Origin of the sequence: Bacillus cereus group sp. MG16, from assembly GCF_040459875.1 — a bacterium.
Taxonomy (GTDB): Bacteria; Bacillota; Bacilli; order Bacillales; family Bacillaceae_G; genus Bacillus_A; species Bacillus_A paranthracis.
In genome coordinates, this window is sequence record NZ_JARVHE010000001.1 from 220,085 (window position 1) to 236,185 (window position 16,101).

Here is a 16,101-nt window from a genome sequence, read left to right on the forward strand (position 1 = left end):
CTAAATGATCCGTACGGAAGAAATGCTTTTGAATGTAGGTCCTCAGCATCCGAGTACACACGGTGTGTTCAGGCTTGTTATTAAAATTGACGGGGAAATTATTAAAGAAGCTACACCGGTTATTGGATATTTGCATCGCGGGACCGAAAAGATTGCAGAGAGCTTACAGTATACGCAAATTATCCCTTATACAGATCGGATGGACTATTTATCGGCTATGACGAATAATTACGTCATTTGCCACGCTGTAGAGACGATGATGGGGCTTGAAATCCCAGAGCGAGCTGAATACTTGCGAGTACTTGCAATGGAACTTGGAAGGATTGCGAGTCATCTCGTTTGGTGGGGGACAAATCTTCTCGATATAGGAGCGGTCAGCCCGTTTTTATACGCGTTCCGTGAGCGAGAGATGATTATTAATTTATTAAACGAATTATGCGGTGCCAGGCTTACTTTTAACTATATGAGAGTCGGCGGTGTAAAGTGGGATGCGCCGGACGGTTGGATTGAAAAAGTGGAAGAATTTGTTCCGTATATGAGAGAGCAATTGGCGGGTTACCATGATCTCGTTAGTGGCAATGAGATTTTCTTAAATCGTGTAAAAGGCGTTGGTATATATAGCGAAGAAGAAGCGATTTCGTATTCTTTAAGCGGAGCGAATTTGCGGTGCACCGGAGTAAACTGGGATCTTCGCAAGGATGAACCGTACTCCATTTATGATCGGTTTGACTTTGATATTCCTGTTGGAAGCGTGGGGGATGCTTGGGATCGCTATGTTTGTCGCATGAAGGAAATTGAGGAGTCGTTAAAAATTGTCGAGCAAGTCGTGCAGCAATTCCCGAAAGAAGGAGCAGTACTTGCGAAAGTACCGAAGATTATTAAGGCTCCTAAAGGGGAAGCATTCGTCCGTATAGAGTCGCCGCGAGGAGAGATTGGTTGCTATATTGCTAGTGACGGAAAGAAAGAGCCGTACCGCTTGAAGTTTCGCAGACCGTCTTTTTACAATTTGCAAATTTTACCGAAGTTATTGAAAGGTGAAAACATCGCCAATTTAATTACGATTTTAGGTGGAGTGGATATTGTACTTGGGGAGGTTGATGGCTAATGATTGAAACGCTCTTACAATCACCTTCTAGCTGGACGAATTTCTTCATTTTTTTCGGATTAGCGGTGCTCCTATTATTTGTAGTCCTTGGCTTCGTTACATATGGTATTTTGGCAGAACGGAAAGTGATGGGTTTTATGCAAGGGCGGATTGGGCCAAACCAAGTTGGCGGCCGGTTTGGTCTGCTGCAAACGGTAGCCGATGTTTTAAAACTATTATTGAAAGAAGATAGTATTCCGAAGGCGGCAGATAAACCGTTGTTTATATTAGCACCTGTCATTGCATTCGCACCAGCATTTATGGTGCTTGCAGTCATCCCGTTTACTGATAAATTTCAGTTCGCAGATATTGGCGTAGGCTTACTGTATTACATTGCTGTTTCTGGCATTACGACGATTGGCGTCGTAACTGGAGGATGGGCATCGAATAATAAATATTCCCTTTTAGGGGGGATGCGTGCAGCGGCGCAAATGATTTCTTATGAAATTCCGCTCGTAATGAGTGTAATCGGGATCGTTTTGTTAGCTGGTAGCCTAAATTTAAATGAAATCGTAGCAGCGCAGGAAAATGTTTGGTACATTTTCGTGCAACCAATCGGTTTCGTCGTGTTTTTAATCGCAGCGGTAGCAGAGTTAAATAGGACGCCGTTTGATTTACCAGAGGCCGAGTCGGAGCTTGTTTCTGGATATCATACGGAATACTCAGGGTTTCGCTGGGCGTTTTTCATGCTTTCAGAGTACGTATATTTCTTCGGGATGGCATCTTTAATTACTGTGCTCTTTTTAGGCGGATGGAATCCAGTTATGTTCCTTGGATTCATCCCAGGTGCCGTATGGTTTGCTTTAAAGTTTAGCAGTGTAGTCTTTCTATTAATTTGGTTCCGCGTTACGTTTCCACGTATAAGAGGTGACCAGTTAATGGAGTTTGGCTGGAAAGTATTATTGCCAATTGCACTTGCAAATATTTTCTTAACGGCATTGATTAAGGAGTTATTCTTCTAATCTATGAGGGGGGTGCCAGTAAGAGATGAAAGGACTATTTAAAGGATTAAAATATACATTAAGCAATTTGAGTAAGAAGAAGGTGACTTATGATTATCCGAATCAACCGTTGCCATTGCCAGATCGTTTTCGAGGGATTCAAAAGTTTTATCCAGAAAAGTGTATCGTTTGTAACCAGTGCTCCAATATTTGTCCGACAGACTGTATTCAGTTAACGGGGAAAAAACATCCGGATCCTACGAAAAAAGGAAAAATTATCGATACGTACGATATTAATTTTGAAATTTGTATTCTTTGTGATTTATGTACAGAAGTTTGTCCGACAGAAGCGATCGTTATGACAAATAACTTTGAACTCGCGGAATATTCACGGGATGACTTATTCAAAAATTTGCAGTGGCTTGATGAAAACGACGAAAACGTCAGGAAGGAGAATAAAGCATGAATGGCGAGTTTATAGCATTCTTTATACTATCCTTGTCTGCAATTATCGGCGGCGTTCTTATGTTGAATGTAACGAAGGTCATGCATATGATGCTAGCTCTCGTTCTAACATTTCTCAGCATTGCGGGTTTGTACTTTCTTTTATCAGCTGAATTTATAGGGGTTGCACAAATTTTACTTTACTCTGGTGCGATCACAATTATTATGATTTTTGGCATTATGTTAACGAAACATAACGCAGAAAATGAATCACGTCTTACTCTTCGAAAATGGATTATCTTCTTTGCGGTTGTAGCATTTGGGGCAGTTATGTATTTCGCTGTTAACAATATTGATTTTGCAAATGAAAGCGCACAAGGAAGTTTACCTCTCCATGAAAAAAACACACTTCAAATCGGTACACTTCTCTATTCAAAATATATTATTCCATTTGAGTTAACCTCAGTTATTTTACTTGTAGCACTTGTTGGCGCAATTATTCTTGCGAAGAAAGATGAGAAAGAGGAGGATTCCAATGAGTAGCGTACCTGCTTCTGCATATTTAACGCTTGCGATTATTTTGTTTTGCATCGGTTTGTTTGGAGCTTTAACGAAGCGAAATACAGTGATTGTATTAGTTTGTATTGAATTAATGCTTAACGCAGCCAATTTAAACTTAGTAGCGTTTAGTAAATTAGGTTTGTTTCCAAATGTAACAGGGCAAATTTTCTCTCTGTTTACGATGGCCGTAGCAGCAGCGGAAGCGGCGGTAGGACTCGCCATTTTAATTGCTTTATATCGTAATCGTACGACAGTTCATGTAGATGAAATGGATACGCTCAAAGGATAACATTGTGACCGAAAAGGGGGAAGGAAACAATGATCGATTATGCATGGCTCATACCGCTTTTCCCGCTTGTTTCGTTTTTGTTATTAATTATATTCGGGAAGAAAATTAGAGAAGGAAGCAGTGTACTTAGTATTTTCTTCGTCTTTCTCTCCTTTATATGTGCGGTACTTGTATTAATAGAAAGATTTACGACAGTACCAGTGAAGCATAAGTGGGTATGGCTTAGAGCTGGAGATATTGATATATCATTTGGCTTTGAAGTGACAGCATTAGGGGCTTTAATGCTGTTTATCGTTACCCTTGTGAGTTTACTTGTACACATGTATTCAAAAGGCTATATGAAAGGTGAGGAAAGATTACCGACCTTTTATGCTTATTTAGGGCTCTTTACATTTGCGATGCTCGGGCTTGTTATATCACCGAATTTATTACAGCTTTATATATTTTGGGAGTTAGTCGGCCTTGGTTCGTTCTTACTCATCGGTTTTTATTTCTTTAAAGAAGAAGCGAAGGCTGCTGCGAAAAAAGCTTTTATTATGACACGTATTGGCGATGTCGGTTTATTTATTGGGATGATCTTAATTTTCTGGCATGCAGGTAGTTTTGAATATGACGCAATTTTTAGAGCAATTCATACGGGTGATCTGACTCCGACAATGATTACAATAACGGCGATATTAATTTTTATCGGGGCGATGGGGAAATCAGGTCAGTTCCCGCTTCATACGTGGTTACCAGATGCGATGGAAGGGCCGACGCCTGTTTCGGCACTTATTCATGCGGCGACAATGGTCGCAGCTGGCGTATATTTAGTGGCAACGATGTTTCCGTTATTTTCAGCAAGTGCGGTGGCGATGCAGACGGTAGCAATTGTTGGAGCCTTCACTGCAATCTTTGCAGCTTCCATCGGTCTTGTACAAACGGATATAAAGAGAGTACTTGCTTATTCTACAGTTAGCCAGCTCGGGTATATGATGCTTGCATTAGGATCTGCCGGTTATGTAGCTGGTGTGTTCCATTTAACGACACACGCTTTTTTTAAAGCATTGCTATTTTTGGCAGCAGGAAGTGTCATTCATGCAGTGCATACGCAAAACATTAATAAAATGGGCGGTTTACAGAAGAAGATGAAAGTAACGGGTGCCTTATTTTTAATCGGTACACTTGCAATTAGTGGTGTGCCACTCCTTTCCGGTTTCTTTAGTAAAGATGAAATTTTAGCGGCAGCTTGGATGAACGGCAATTACGTTTTATTCGTCTTAGCGATACTTGCAGCATTCCTAACAGCGTTCTACATGTTCCGCCTATACTTTCTTGTCTTTACAGGGGAAGCGAAGACGAAGGAAGATGTGCATGAATCGCCCCGCATCATGACGTATCCGATGATTGTCCTTGGCGTTCTTGCAGTCGTGGCAGGCTATATAAATACACCGTGGTTTGGAACGTTTCTCGGAGATTGGCTTACGAAAGATGTAGCGTTTAAAGTGCGAGAGGCGCACGGGCCAGTTTGGATTATGATTGTTGCGACGCTCGTTTCTTTGACAGGGATTGCTCTTGCATATGTCATATATGGCAAGAAATCTATTGTTAGAGATTGGGCTGGTGGCGAGGACTCGCCTCTTTATAAACTTTTGAAAGAAAAATATTATGTGGATGAACTATACAATATGACGGTGCTTCCTATTACGAAAGGAATTGCTCATGTGCTTCGCCTATTTGAAGTGTATGTAGTCGAAGGACTTGCCGTTTTAATAGGGAGCTTAGTGAAAGGGATAAGCGGAATCGGCTCTAGACTCCAAAACGGAAATGTACAAGTGTACGGGACTGTAACAGCTGTTTCACTTGCAGTACTCTTCATTATTTTGCTCTATACGGGAGGGGATTTACGATGAATGATTTGTTATTAACGTTCTTCATTTTTTCCCCGCTTTTAGGAATTCTCTTACTTACATTAACACCGAAAAAAGAATCACGTACAGTGCGAGCGCTCGGTTTATTTGGAACGGTGCTTCCATTCGGAATGGCTATCGTCCTCGCTTGTACATATGCTTCTGGAAAGAGTTTGTCTCTATTTGATGAAAAAGTGAAATGGATTAAATTTGGGGATTTTGCAGCGGTGGATAAAAGGTGGTTTTCCATTTATTACGAGCTTGGTATTGATGGTTTATCGCTCGTTATGATGGTACTGACGGCCCTTCTAGCGATGCTTGCAGCAATCGCAGCATTTACAATTAAAAGGAATTTGAAAGCATTTTATATGCTGTTACTCATGTTAGAAATAGGGATGCTCGGTGTCTTCGCTGCTCAAAATTTAATGTTGTTCTTTGTCTTCTTTGAAATTACATTGCCGCCGATGTTTTTATTAATTGGGAAGTGGGGGAAATTGTCGAGTGAAAAGGCTGCTTATAGTTATTTAATATATAACGGTATTGGCTCCGCTATTTTGCTTATCGTTTTCTCGGTTTTATTTGCGAAAACAGGTACAACCAATATTACAGAGCTTAAAGAAATATTAACGAGTGTAGGTACTGGCGGAGGAATGGCTGTCTCAAGTAGCTTACAGTTCGGCTTGTTTCTTAGCATAATGATCGCTTTTGCGATTAAACTACCCGTTTTCCCGTTACATCGCTGGATGGTCAATGTACATATTGAAGCACATCCGGCTGTTGTTATGCTTCATGCAGGTGTTTTACTGAAGATTGGAGCATACGGTATAATCCGCTTCGGACAGGGACTATTCCCGGAATACTTTCGCGAGGTTGCAACGCTCATTGCGATTTTAGGAGTCATCAATTTATTGTATGGAGCCTTCTTGGCGCTCATTCAAACGGACTTCCGGAAGGTGCTTGCTTACTCTAGTATTTCACATATGGGTATTGTATTAATGGGCCTTGGGGCGTTAAATGCACCAGGTACACAAGGCGCTCTATTCCAAGTTGTTTCGCACGGTTTAATTGCAGCTTTACTCTTTTTCTTACTTGGTGTTATAGAACAGCGCTTTGGAACGTCGGATATTACAGCACTTGGCGGACTTGCAAAAAGTGTACCTGTACTTAGCGGATTCTTCTTAGCGGGAGGAATGGCATCGCTTGGATTGCCGGGGATGTCTGGATTTGTTAGCGAATTTCTTGCCTTTCTCGGTTTATTCCAAGGAGAGCCAGTCATTGCTGCGGCCGGAGTACTTGGCATCATTTTAACCGCTGTATACGTATTAAGAGCAACACTGCAAGTAACATTCGGCAAGAAAGAGTGGGAAGCGAAAGCTGATATACACGGATGGGAGTATGTCCCGATTTTGCTACTTATCTTCTGCATTATTGCAATTGGAGTAATGCCAGAAATACTAGGGGATCCGCTTCAAAATACATTGAAAACACTGGGGGTGAAGTAGGATGGATATGAATACGTTACTTAGCTTATCATGGCATCTCATGGTGCCGGAATTCATTATTCTCGGAGCTGCCATCCTTCTTTCCATATGTGATTTGTTTTTTAAGCTGAACCATAGATACGTAGCGCTTGGTGCCATCGCGGCGGTCGTATTAGCAATCGTGTCACTAATTACGCTATATAGCGAACCAGCAGGAAATATTTTAAATGGATCGTTTGTGTTAGATGGATTTTCAAAAGGATTTAAAACGTTGTTGTTAGGCGGTGCTGCCCTCATTTTATGCATCGCAATGAGCGATGATAAGAAAAATCCAATTGAAGATAAGGGAGAATATTATTACTTATTTTTAATGGCGCTCCTTGGGGCGATGTTTATGGCTTCTAGCGTTGATTTCATTACACTTTTCGTCGGTTTAGAATTGCTTTCACTTTCTTCCTACATTTTAGTAGGAATACGAAAAAAGAACCGTGCATCAAATGAGGCAGCAATGAAATATGTCATTAATGGAGGAATTGGAACGGCAATTACGCTCTTTGGAATGAGTTATTTATACGGCATTACAGGATCAACTAATATTGTGGATATGCAAAAGGTATTTGCTGGGGAACTGGCTGGTGGCATTCAATTATTGCTAGCTCTTGCATTTCTACTATTACTCGTTGGGCTCTCATTCAAAATTGCTACAGTGCCGTTTCATATGTGGGCGCCTGATGTGTATGAGGGAGCGGCTACACCTGTTACTGCTTTTCTTGGAACGATTTCTAAAATTGCTGGGTTCTTACTCATTATTCGTCTGTTCCTCATGGTTTTTGCAAGTGTATCGGTGCAAGGAGACATGCAATCTTTATACGGACGTATGAGCATATACATCGCTGTGCTAGTTAGTATTACGATGATTATTGGAAATGTAGTCGCATTAAAGCAATATAACGTAAAACGCTTATTTGCTTATTCAGGAATCGCGCATGCAGGATATTTACTCGTACCGCTTGTAGCATTATCGCCATTTACGATGGATAGCATGTGGTTTTACATGCTTGCGTATATGCTTATGAATATAGGCGCGTTTGCAATTATCCACGGCTTAATCTTACAAAGCGACAAAGAAAATATGACCATTTTCACTGGATTATATAAAAGGTCGCCATTTACAGCGATCGTGATGACGATTTTTATTTTATCGCTAGCGGGGATACCAGGAACAGCTGGTTTCATTGGGAAAATTAACATCTTTTTAGGGGCCCTTCATGTAGAGCCAGCTCATTACGTACTAGCTTCTATTATGATGGGGACGACAGTCATTTCATTCGTATATTATTTCCGTATTTTACAGCAAATGTTTTTCCGTACGGGAGAAGTAGAAGAGAAAATTCGTTTGCCACTCAATATAAAGGTTGTGATGAGCCTTTGCGCAATTTCGATTGTAATACTAGGGATTATGCCGATGGTTGGGTACAATTTCTTTTATGAATATTTTCCATTAATGAAAGATTTCTTCTTCTTAGGGAACGTGGTACAATAGTGAAAATAAAAGGTGTGGAGTCGTTACTCTGCGCTTTTTATTTTGTGTGAACTACGATTGAAAATGCATATAAGTATACGCTTTTAAAGAGAAAATTACGATGTAAAATGTAAGATGCTTATTTGTATTTGAAAAAGTGTGGCTCCTACTTATTATGGTATCGTTTTTATAGTATTTCGTAAGTAGTAGCTAGGTAAAAAGGAGTCGGTTTTTTGGCACATCTTTTAGGGCAACAAGCACTGATTGCCATCGTTTCGCATTTATTGTTTATTACCATTACGTGGTGGGCCTTACAAGGTATTCACATTGAGCGTTTAATGAAGCCTGGAAAGGTGATGCAGACGAGAGTATTACTCATCTTAATTACAATTGCAATTGGGACATCTGTAAGTAACTTTTTCCTTGATTATTTAGGCTATTCAAAGAGTTTAACGTATTTAGTAAAGTAAGTGTATAGAACCTCAAATCTCCGTTAACAATGGGGATAGGAGGGGATGAAATTGAAGCTTAAAGCCATTCTTATTGTTGCACTTAGTGTTGTTTTATTTTTGGTTGGATATAGAGAGATGAAACCAATAAGCGATGAACAGAAGATGGAGAACATGATCGCAGCTGTAGAGAAAAATGATGCTAAAGTAGAGAAATGGTCATGGTTAGCACGAGAAACAAAAACAATTTCTAATATACATACGTTTCAAAAGTTGTTAAACGATGTGAAGGATAAGGCGAATATTCAAAAGTGGGAATTAGAGCAATCTCCAGATGGATATAAAGCTACATCCTATAAAAAATTTTCTTCCTATGAAGAACGAGTAGTAGTAACTTGGAGTAAGGAAAATACTAAAGAAAACACTTTCATTATCTTTGAAGTAAGCGGGGCAAAATGGGACCCGAAGTATATTCAGAAAACGAATAAAATTTTTAGTGAAAAACCTATAATTTACACTTGTGTTCAAGGTGTACTGAATGATAAGATTGAAGGTGTTTTGCAAAATAAAACCAATCAGGTTTTGAAAGATCTTTCAGCAAGAGCGATCGAACAGATAGAAGAAAGAGCATTTGTGTCAGTCTCCGCATACAATAAAAAGTGGGATGACGCTCTTTCAACAAATAGAGAGAAAATAAATGTGCAAATAGCAATACGTTCTACAAACAACAAAGATACAATTGTGGTTGGCACACCGATCATAACTTCTGAGTATTGAGTGAATAGATACTGAAAAAAGGACACGGAGGGGAATAATTTGGAAAAGATCATCGTCCGTGGCGGAAAGCGGTTAAACGGCACAGTGCATGTTGAGGGCGCAAAAAATGCTGTATTACCTATAATCGCTGCAGCCCTATTAGCGAGTGATGGAAAGAATGTACTATCTGAAGTACCAGTTTTGTCTGATGTATACACAATTAATGAGGTATTACGTCATTTAAATGCTGAAGTCGTATTTGAAAATAACCAAGTAACAATCGATGCTTCTAAAGAGCTAAACATTGAAGCACCATTTGAATATGTACGTAAAATGCGTGCATCTGTTCAAGTAATGGGACCATTATTAGCACGTAATGGTCGTGCTCGTATTGCACTTCCTGGTGGATGTGCAATTGGTTCACGTCCAATTGACCAACATTTAAAAGGCTTCGAAGCAATGGGAGCAAAAGTACAGGTTGGTAACGGTTTTGTTGAGGCATACGTTGAGGGAGAACTAAAAGGAGCTAAAATTTATTTAGACTTCCCAAGCGTGGGCGCAACAGAAAATATTATGTCTGCAGCTACATTAGCAAAAGGGACAACAATCCTTGAAAACGCAGCGAAAGAACCAGAAATCGTTGACTTAGCTAACTTCTTAAATGCGATGGGAGCGAAAGTACGCGGAGCTGGAACTGGAACGATTCGTATCGAAGGCGTTGATAAATTATATGGTGCAAACCACTCTATTATTCCTGACCGTATTGAAGCGGGAACATTCATGGTTGCAGCGGCAATTACTGGTGGAGACATCTTAATTGAAAATGCTGTGCCTGAACATTTACGCTCAATTACAGCGAAGATGGAAGAAATGGGTGTTAAAATTATTGAGGAAAATGAAGGTGTACGTGTTATCGGCCCAGATAAGTTAAAAGCGGTTGATATTAAAACTATGCCTCACCCAGGTTTCCCAACAGACATGCAATCACAAATGATGGCATTATTACTACAAGCTGATGGAACAAGTATGATTACAGAAACGGTATTTGAAAACCGCTTTATGCACGTTGAAGAATTCCGTCGTATGAATGCTGATATTAAAATCGAAGGTCGTTCTGTTATTATGAACGGTCCAAACAGCTTACAAGGTGCTGAAGTAGCAGCAACTGATTTACGTGCTGCAGCTGCATTAATCTTAGCTGGTTTAGTATCAGAAGGTTACACTCGTGTAACTGAGTTAAAACATCTTGACCGTGGCTATGTAAACTTCCATAAGAAATTAGCTGCATTAGGTGCAACTATTGAACGTGTAAATGAAAAAGTAGAAGAAGTGAAAGAACAAGAAGTTTCTGATCTTCACGCTTAATTGAAATAGTCTCTATGTCTTTTGACATGGAGGCTATTTTTTTGGGCTTATTACTGTTATAGTCAAGAAATTCTATACTTATGCACGTACCAGTAAAAATATTTAGAAAATTTTTGTTTTATATGGTTCCCCTTAAGTATGTTCTAAAAGAAAGAGTTGTTCCATAAGAATGAATGGAGTAAAGCTTTTTCATATTGGGGGAAATAAGATGAAATTTTCAAAGCCACTTTTTATTACAGTAGTGCTTCTCATAGCGCTCGTTATCATTGTACCTGCTGCTCTTGTGATTCCGTTTGCGAAAGCAAAAGTAGAGGGAAAAGCAGCTTCTAAAACTCCTCCAGCGATAGAAAGTATACCAGCTCCAGGGAAAGTGGATACAGCGGTTCAAGTTGCTGTGTATCGCGAGAAACAGAAAAAGGTAGAGTCATTACCTATGGAGGAGTATGTGACCGGTGTAGTAGCTTCTGAGATGAATGCCAGTTTTGAAATAGAGGCGCTAAAGGCGCAGGCATTAGCAGCGAGAACATTTGTCGTGCAGCGTATGCTAAGCGGAGGTAAGAAAAACAATGCGGACGTGACAGATACGGTGAAAGATCAAGTGTACAAAAGCAAAGAAGAATTGAAAAAACAATGGGGCAATAACTACGAAAATAATTTGAAGAAAATCGAAGAAGCTGTTTCGAAAACCGCAGGACAAGTTTTAACGTATGACGGAAAGCCAATCTCAGCATCCTTCTTCTCAACGAGTAATGGCCGGACAGAAAATGCGGCTGATTATTGGGGAAATGATTATCCGTACTTAAAGAGTGTAGATAGCCCGTGGGATCAAGCCTCTCCGAAATTTACGAGCGAGCAAACCTTTACCGTAGCTGACTTTCAAAAACGTCTCGGTGTGAAAGTGCTAGCAGACGGAAAAGTTGGCGACATTAAAGGGCGTACGGAAGGAAAACGTGTAAAAGATGTAGCATTTCAAGGGAAAACATTAACCGGAAGAGATGTGCGTGACAAATTAGATTTACGCTCCTCTGATTTCACGTGGAAACAAGAGGGAGATAAAATCGTTGTTACGACGAAGGGCTTCGGTCACGGCGTTGGCATGAGTCAATACGGCGCGAATGGTATGGCAGCAGAGGGCAAGAAATATACAGATATCGTCGCTCATTACTACAAAGGCGTTGAAATAAAGACGATGAATGATTATGAAGGTAAGTTGATGGTGAAGAAGTAGGTGTCAGGGTCTCCTGGCACCTGCTTTTTGTTTAAAATATCATAATTTTCCATTAATTGTTTGGTATAATAAGATAAAAAGTATTTGGGGGAGACAAAATGGCGTTACTGGAGTTGAAACAGTTAGGTAAGACGAACCAGTTACCGGCAGTTGAACTGAAGGTTGAGAAGGGGCAATGTGTTGTTTTGCAATGTAATAACCATACAGCTAAAGTGTTGCACCGCATTATTATTGGTCAGGAAGAAGCTTCAACTGGCAATGTGCTATTTGAAGGTGAAGCGATTGGAAAGAGAAATTATTCTCGCATCGGCTTTTGTTTTTTGAAAGATGAAGCATATGATCGTTTGAAGGTAATGGAATACTATAAGTTTTTATTAGGGCTGTATGAATCAAATATGAGTATAGAAGAAGTTGTACAATATGTCGGCCTTTTAGATAAATTAAACGTTAAAATAGAAAAACTATCATTTTCAGAGAAACGTCGTCTTCATATTGGGCGAGTTATGATTCATAATCCGGATTTAGTTATTTTGGAAGAACCAGAGCAAAATGTAGATACAGAGAGTACGATTATGATTCGAAAAGCAATTATGAAAATGAAAGAGCAAGGAAAGGCGATTTTTATTACATCATCTTTCCTATCAGATGCCCTTTCGTTAACAGAAGATGTATACATATTAAACAATGATGGTGTGAAAAAAGTAGAGATTGAACAAGAGGAAGCAGAAGAGGTTGATGAAGAAAAAGTCGTTCAAATGATTCCGCAAATGAAGTTAGAAAGAATACCAGCGAAAGTAAACGATAAAATCATCTTATTAGACCCAATGGAAATCCATTTCATTGAAACGCAAAACGGAGTGACTCATATTCACGTTCGTGAAGGTGATTTCGTATGCGTATTAACATTAAGTGAACTAGAAGCGAGATTAACAGGTTTTGGTTTCTTTAGATGTCATCGCTCTTACCTTGTGAATTTACAAAGAGTACGAGAAGTAATTACTTGGACCCGTAACAGTTTCAGCTTAATTTTAGACGACGAAAGAAAAAGTTCAATTCCGCTTTCGAAAGGACGAATGGATGAGTTGAAAGGTGTAATTGGGCTATAAAAAGTGCTCCAATAAGCTCAAAATATGATCCATTCACCGGTAAAAATACTCCTTTTACCGGTATTTTAATGCGTAAACCCTTTGATTTTCATATGATTGAGTCAAGAAAAGCGAAACAAACAAACGAAAAGCGCTAAAGCGACTTTCATCTATAAAAGAAAAAAACAAAGGGGATGACGAGATGACATTGGCAATTGAAATGAAAGATGTAATGAAAAGTTTCAACGAAAAAACAGCACTTCGAAATGTAAATATTGAAGTGAAGCAAGGAGAAATTTTTGGATTCCTCGGACCGAGTGGATCTGGGAAAACGACGACAGTAAAAATATTAACTTCTCAATTACTTCATAGCGTTGGAACGGTAAAAGTATTAGGGAAAGATATTACAGGGCCAAGCAGCATCGATTATAAACGAATTGGTATTTTAACAGACAACAGTGGTTTATATGAAAGACTTAGCATTTATGATAACTTACTATTATTTTGTGACTTATATGATTGCAAAAAAGAACGAATCGATGAAGTATTAGCGCAAGTGAACTTATTAGATGATAAAAAAACATTAGTAAAAAAACTATCAAAGGGAATGAAGCAGCGCGTTACACTAGCAAGAGCAATCCTTCATAAACCAGATATCCTCTTCTTAGACGAACCAACATCTGCACTTGATCCAGTAAACGTACAAAACATTCATAAAATCTTAAAGGATTTAAATAAAGAAGGAACGACGATTTTCTTAACGACGCACAACATGGACGAAGCAGAAACGCTTTGTAACCGCATTGCCTTTCTATGTGGCGGAGAAATTGTAGCGCTTGATACACCGGAGAACCTTCGCTTACAATACGCGAAAGATCAAATACAAGTCGTGTTAAAGGATAAGAAGAAAGAAACGGTACAAAAAGATGAATTAGGTGCAAAACGCATTTCAGAATGGATGAAAAAAGGTGAATTACTATCCATTCACTCAAACGAACCAACGCTAGGCGATATCTTTATTGAAGTTACTGGGAGGGGATTATAATGACATTTTCAATGAGACGTGTATCAGCTATTTTTAGAAAAGAAGTACAAGATTTTAAGACGAATTCACAAGTGCTGCTAATGGCATCTTTACCAATTATATTTGCATTTATATATAGCAGGTTTGGACAAGGGAGTGCAGGGGTTGGCATTATTACTTTAATGGCCTTTCTATTTGTTGCTGGGTTTGTTCAATCGATGGTAATTGCAGAAGAGAAAGAAAAACATACGTTACGTGTGTTGATGCTATCACCGGCTTCTTCTGTTGAAGTTCTTTTTGGGAAAAGTATATTAACAGCATGTTTAACGTTAGGTATTTCTATTGTAAACTTATTCATTTTAGATCAATTAAGTGGAAATTTCTTATTGCTAGCATTTGTTTTCTTATGTGGAACAATTCTATTTACTTTAATTGGAACAATGATTGGATTACTAGCTGAGTCTGTCCCACAAACATCACTAATTGGAATGCCGATATTAATGACGATGTATTTAGCTGTACAATTTGAGCCAATGGTTGAAAATAAAGTAATTAAGACAATGATTAGTTATCTTCCAACATCTCATCTCGAAAAGGCAATTAAAAGCTTAGTAGAGGGTGCAGGATTTAGTAGTATTAGTGGCCATATGATAAATGTTGGAGCTTGGCTTATTATTTCACTTATTGCATGTTTAATCGTGTATAAAAAGAAACAATTAGATTAAAAACTGAGCCAAAACGCTCAGTTTTTTCTTTTTTCTATCATTTCCTCGGAAATTTTACAATTCCTATACATATTTTTACAGATTTTGTCGAAAAGTAATTAGTTATACGTTGTATAGGATGCGTGAATATTGTTCAAAATGATTGCTGAGGTGATGATGGAATGCGAGGAAGAAATAATAAAAAGTCGCAAAAGGTAGTACATTTATTTCAAAAAAGATGGGTATTTCCGGCACTATACATTGCTTGTGCAGCGGTAATTTTAATGGTTGCACTATGGTTCCAAGGAGCTAATCCGAAGAAGACTCCGAACCAAGATCAAGCAACGCCGTATACACAAACAGAAGATCCAGCAGTACCAGTAACGAAGTCTTCAGAAGTAGTGAAAATGCCAGCTCCTGCTAATGCGGAAGTAGTTGTACAGAAGAAGTTCTATGAAGATGCAGCAACTGAGGCGGAACAAGAAAAAGCACTTGTCTTTTATAACAACACATATTCCCCGAACAAAGGAATTGACATTGCTGCGAAGAATGGAAAAGAATTCAATGTTACAGCTGCTTTAAGTGGTACAGTAACGAAAGCTGAAAAAGATTCACTTCTTGGTTATGTTGTAACAGTTGATAGCGGAAATGGTGTAGCAGCTTCTTATCAAAGCTTAGGCAGTGTAAAAGTAGAAAAAGGTGCACGAGTTGTACAAGGTGAAGTATTAGGAAAATCCGGTCTAAGTGCAATGAATAAAGAAGCAGGTTCTCACGTTCACTTTGAAGTACGTAAAGACAATGTGGCTGTGAACCCTGAGCGCTACTTAAATAAGTCAGTAGCAGAAATTAAAGCTGATGCAGGTGCTGCAAAGGCAACGAACGCTTCTGGTAAAAAAGCTGATGACAAATCTCAAAAAGAAGAAAAGTCAACGAGCACGAAACCAGAAAGTAAAACAGAAGACAAGTCTCAAAAAGAAGAGAAATCAACTAGCGGTTCAACTAGTGACAAAAAAGAAGAACCGAAGAAAGAAGAAAAATCAACAAATGGTTCTACAGAATCATCTAACAGTTCTTCTTTACAAGAATAAGAAAGTGAAAAAATCAGTTCTCACTAGGAGAGCTGATTTTTTTATTTCCATATAAAAATACTCATTTTCGAGAAAAAAGTTGCAATAACAAGGAAAAATGACGAGATTCTCGAATATATATTACAAAAAGG

Annotated in this window: 16 protein-coding genes; all 16 read left to right on the plus strand. The window is 38.9% G+C overall.

The features are described from left to right. Positions 1–4: 4 nt before the first annotated feature. The 16 genes from nuoD (at position 5) to spoIIQ (ending at position 15,970) form a co-directional block, all read left to right on the plus strand. Positions 5–1,105, plus strand: coding sequence for an NADH-quinone oxidoreductase subunit NuoD (gene nuoD / locus QCI73_RS01060; protein WP_353822362.1), 1,101 nt, complete (start codon positions 5–7; stop codon positions 1,103–1,105). After that, positions 1,105–2,106, plus strand: a complete 1,002-nt coding sequence (gene nuoH, locus QCI73_RS01065) for an NADH-quinone oxidoreductase subunit NuoH (RefSeq protein ID WP_353822363.1) — start codon at positions 1,105–1,107, stop codon at positions 2,104–2,106. The genes nuoD and nuoH overlap by 1 nt, the downstream gene beginning before the upstream one ends. A 25-nt stretch (positions 2,107–2,131) precedes the next feature. Next, positions 2,132–2,551, plus strand: a complete 420-nt coding sequence (gene nuoI, locus QCI73_RS01070; RefSeq protein WP_000677191.1) for an NADH-quinone oxidoreductase subunit NuoI — start codon at positions 2,132–2,134, stop codon at positions 2,549–2,551. Then, complete coding sequence (locus QCI73_RS01075; protein WP_353822364.1) at positions 2,548–3,072, plus strand: NADH-quinone oxidoreductase subunit J; 525 nt, start codon at positions 2,548–2,550, stop codon at positions 3,070–3,072. Before nuoI ends, QCI73_RS01075 begins: the two co-directional genes overlap by 4 nt. After that, on the plus strand, positions 3,065–3,379 hold the full coding sequence (gene nuoK, locus QCI73_RS01080; protein ID WP_000100082.1) for an NADH-quinone oxidoreductase subunit NuoK: 315 nt from the start codon (positions 3,065–3,067) through the stop codon (positions 3,377–3,379). Before QCI73_RS01075 ends, nuoK begins: the two co-directional genes overlap by 8 nt. 29 nt (positions 3,380–3,408) lie before the next feature. After that, positions 3,409–5,271 (plus strand): NADH-quinone oxidoreductase subunit L, encoded by a 1,863-nt coding sequence (gene nuoL / locus QCI73_RS01085; protein WP_353822366.1) that lies wholly within the window; start codon positions 3,409–3,411, stop codon positions 5,269–5,271. After that, a complete protein-coding gene (locus tag QCI73_RS01090) occupies positions 5,268–6,770 on the plus strand; it encodes an NADH-quinone oxidoreductase subunit M (protein WP_327923293.1) in 1,503 nt (500 codons plus the stop codon). The genes nuoL and QCI73_RS01090 overlap by 4 nt, the downstream gene beginning before the upstream one ends. Positions 6,771–6,777: 7 nt before the next feature. Then, a complete protein-coding gene (gene nuoN, locus QCI73_RS01095; RefSeq protein ID WP_353824080.1) occupies positions 6,778–8,292 on the plus strand; it encodes an NADH-quinone oxidoreductase subunit NuoN in 1,515 nt (504 codons plus the stop codon). A 212-nt stretch (positions 8,293–8,504) separates the two neighbouring features. Beyond that, positions 8,505–8,741 (plus strand): DUF1146 family protein, encoded by a 237-nt coding sequence (locus tag QCI73_RS01100; protein WP_000940742.1) that lies wholly within the window; start codon positions 8,505–8,507, stop codon positions 8,739–8,741. Positions 8,742–8,792: 51 nt separating this feature from the next. Then, positions 8,793–9,497 carry a YwmB family TATA-box binding protein gene (locus tag QCI73_RS01105; RefSeq protein ID WP_410050855.1) on the plus strand — a complete coding sequence of 235 codons (705 nt, stop codon included), beginning with the start codon at positions 8,793–8,795 and terminating at the stop codon, positions 9,495–9,497. A 39-nt stretch (positions 9,498–9,536) separates the two neighbouring features. Then, positions 9,537–10,841: a UDP-N-acetylglucosamine 1-carboxyvinyltransferase gene (murA, locus tag QCI73_RS01110; protein ID WP_353822368.1), complete on the plus strand. Its 1,305-nt coding sequence runs from the start codon at positions 9,537–9,539 to the stop codon at positions 10,839–10,841. Between the two features lie 208 nt (positions 10,842–11,049). Next, complete coding sequence (gene spoIID / locus QCI73_RS01115; RefSeq protein ID WP_353822369.1) at positions 11,050–12,069, plus strand: stage II sporulation protein D; 1,020 nt, start codon at positions 11,050–11,052, stop codon at positions 12,067–12,069. Between the two features lie 98 nt (positions 12,070–12,167). Continuing rightward, on the plus strand, positions 12,168–13,175 hold the full coding sequence (locus tag QCI73_RS01120; RefSeq protein WP_353822370.1) for a LytTR family transcriptional regulator DNA-binding domain-containing protein: 1,008 nt from the start codon (positions 12,168–12,170) through the stop codon (positions 13,173–13,175). Positions 13,176–13,356: 181 nt separating this feature from the next. Continuing rightward, the gene (locus QCI73_RS01125; RefSeq protein WP_353822371.1) at positions 13,357–14,199 is read left to right on the plus strand and encodes an ABC transporter ATP-binding protein; all 843 of its coding nucleotides are present in this window, start codon (positions 13,357–13,359) and stop codon (positions 14,197–14,199) included. Next, positions 14,199–14,903 carry an ABC transporter permease gene (locus QCI73_RS01130; RefSeq protein ID WP_076869436.1) on the plus strand — a complete coding sequence of 235 codons (705 nt, stop codon included), beginning with the start codon at positions 14,199–14,201 and terminating at the stop codon, positions 14,901–14,903. The genes QCI73_RS01125 and QCI73_RS01130 overlap by 1 nt, the downstream gene beginning before the upstream one ends. Positions 14,904–15,064: 161 nt before the next feature. Beyond that, the gene (spoIIQ, locus tag QCI73_RS01135; protein ID WP_353822372.1) at positions 15,065–15,970 is read left to right on the plus strand and encodes a stage II sporulation protein SpoIIQ; all 906 of its coding nucleotides are present in this window, start codon (positions 15,065–15,067) and stop codon (positions 15,968–15,970) included. Positions 15,971–16,101: the final 131 nt, after the last annotated feature.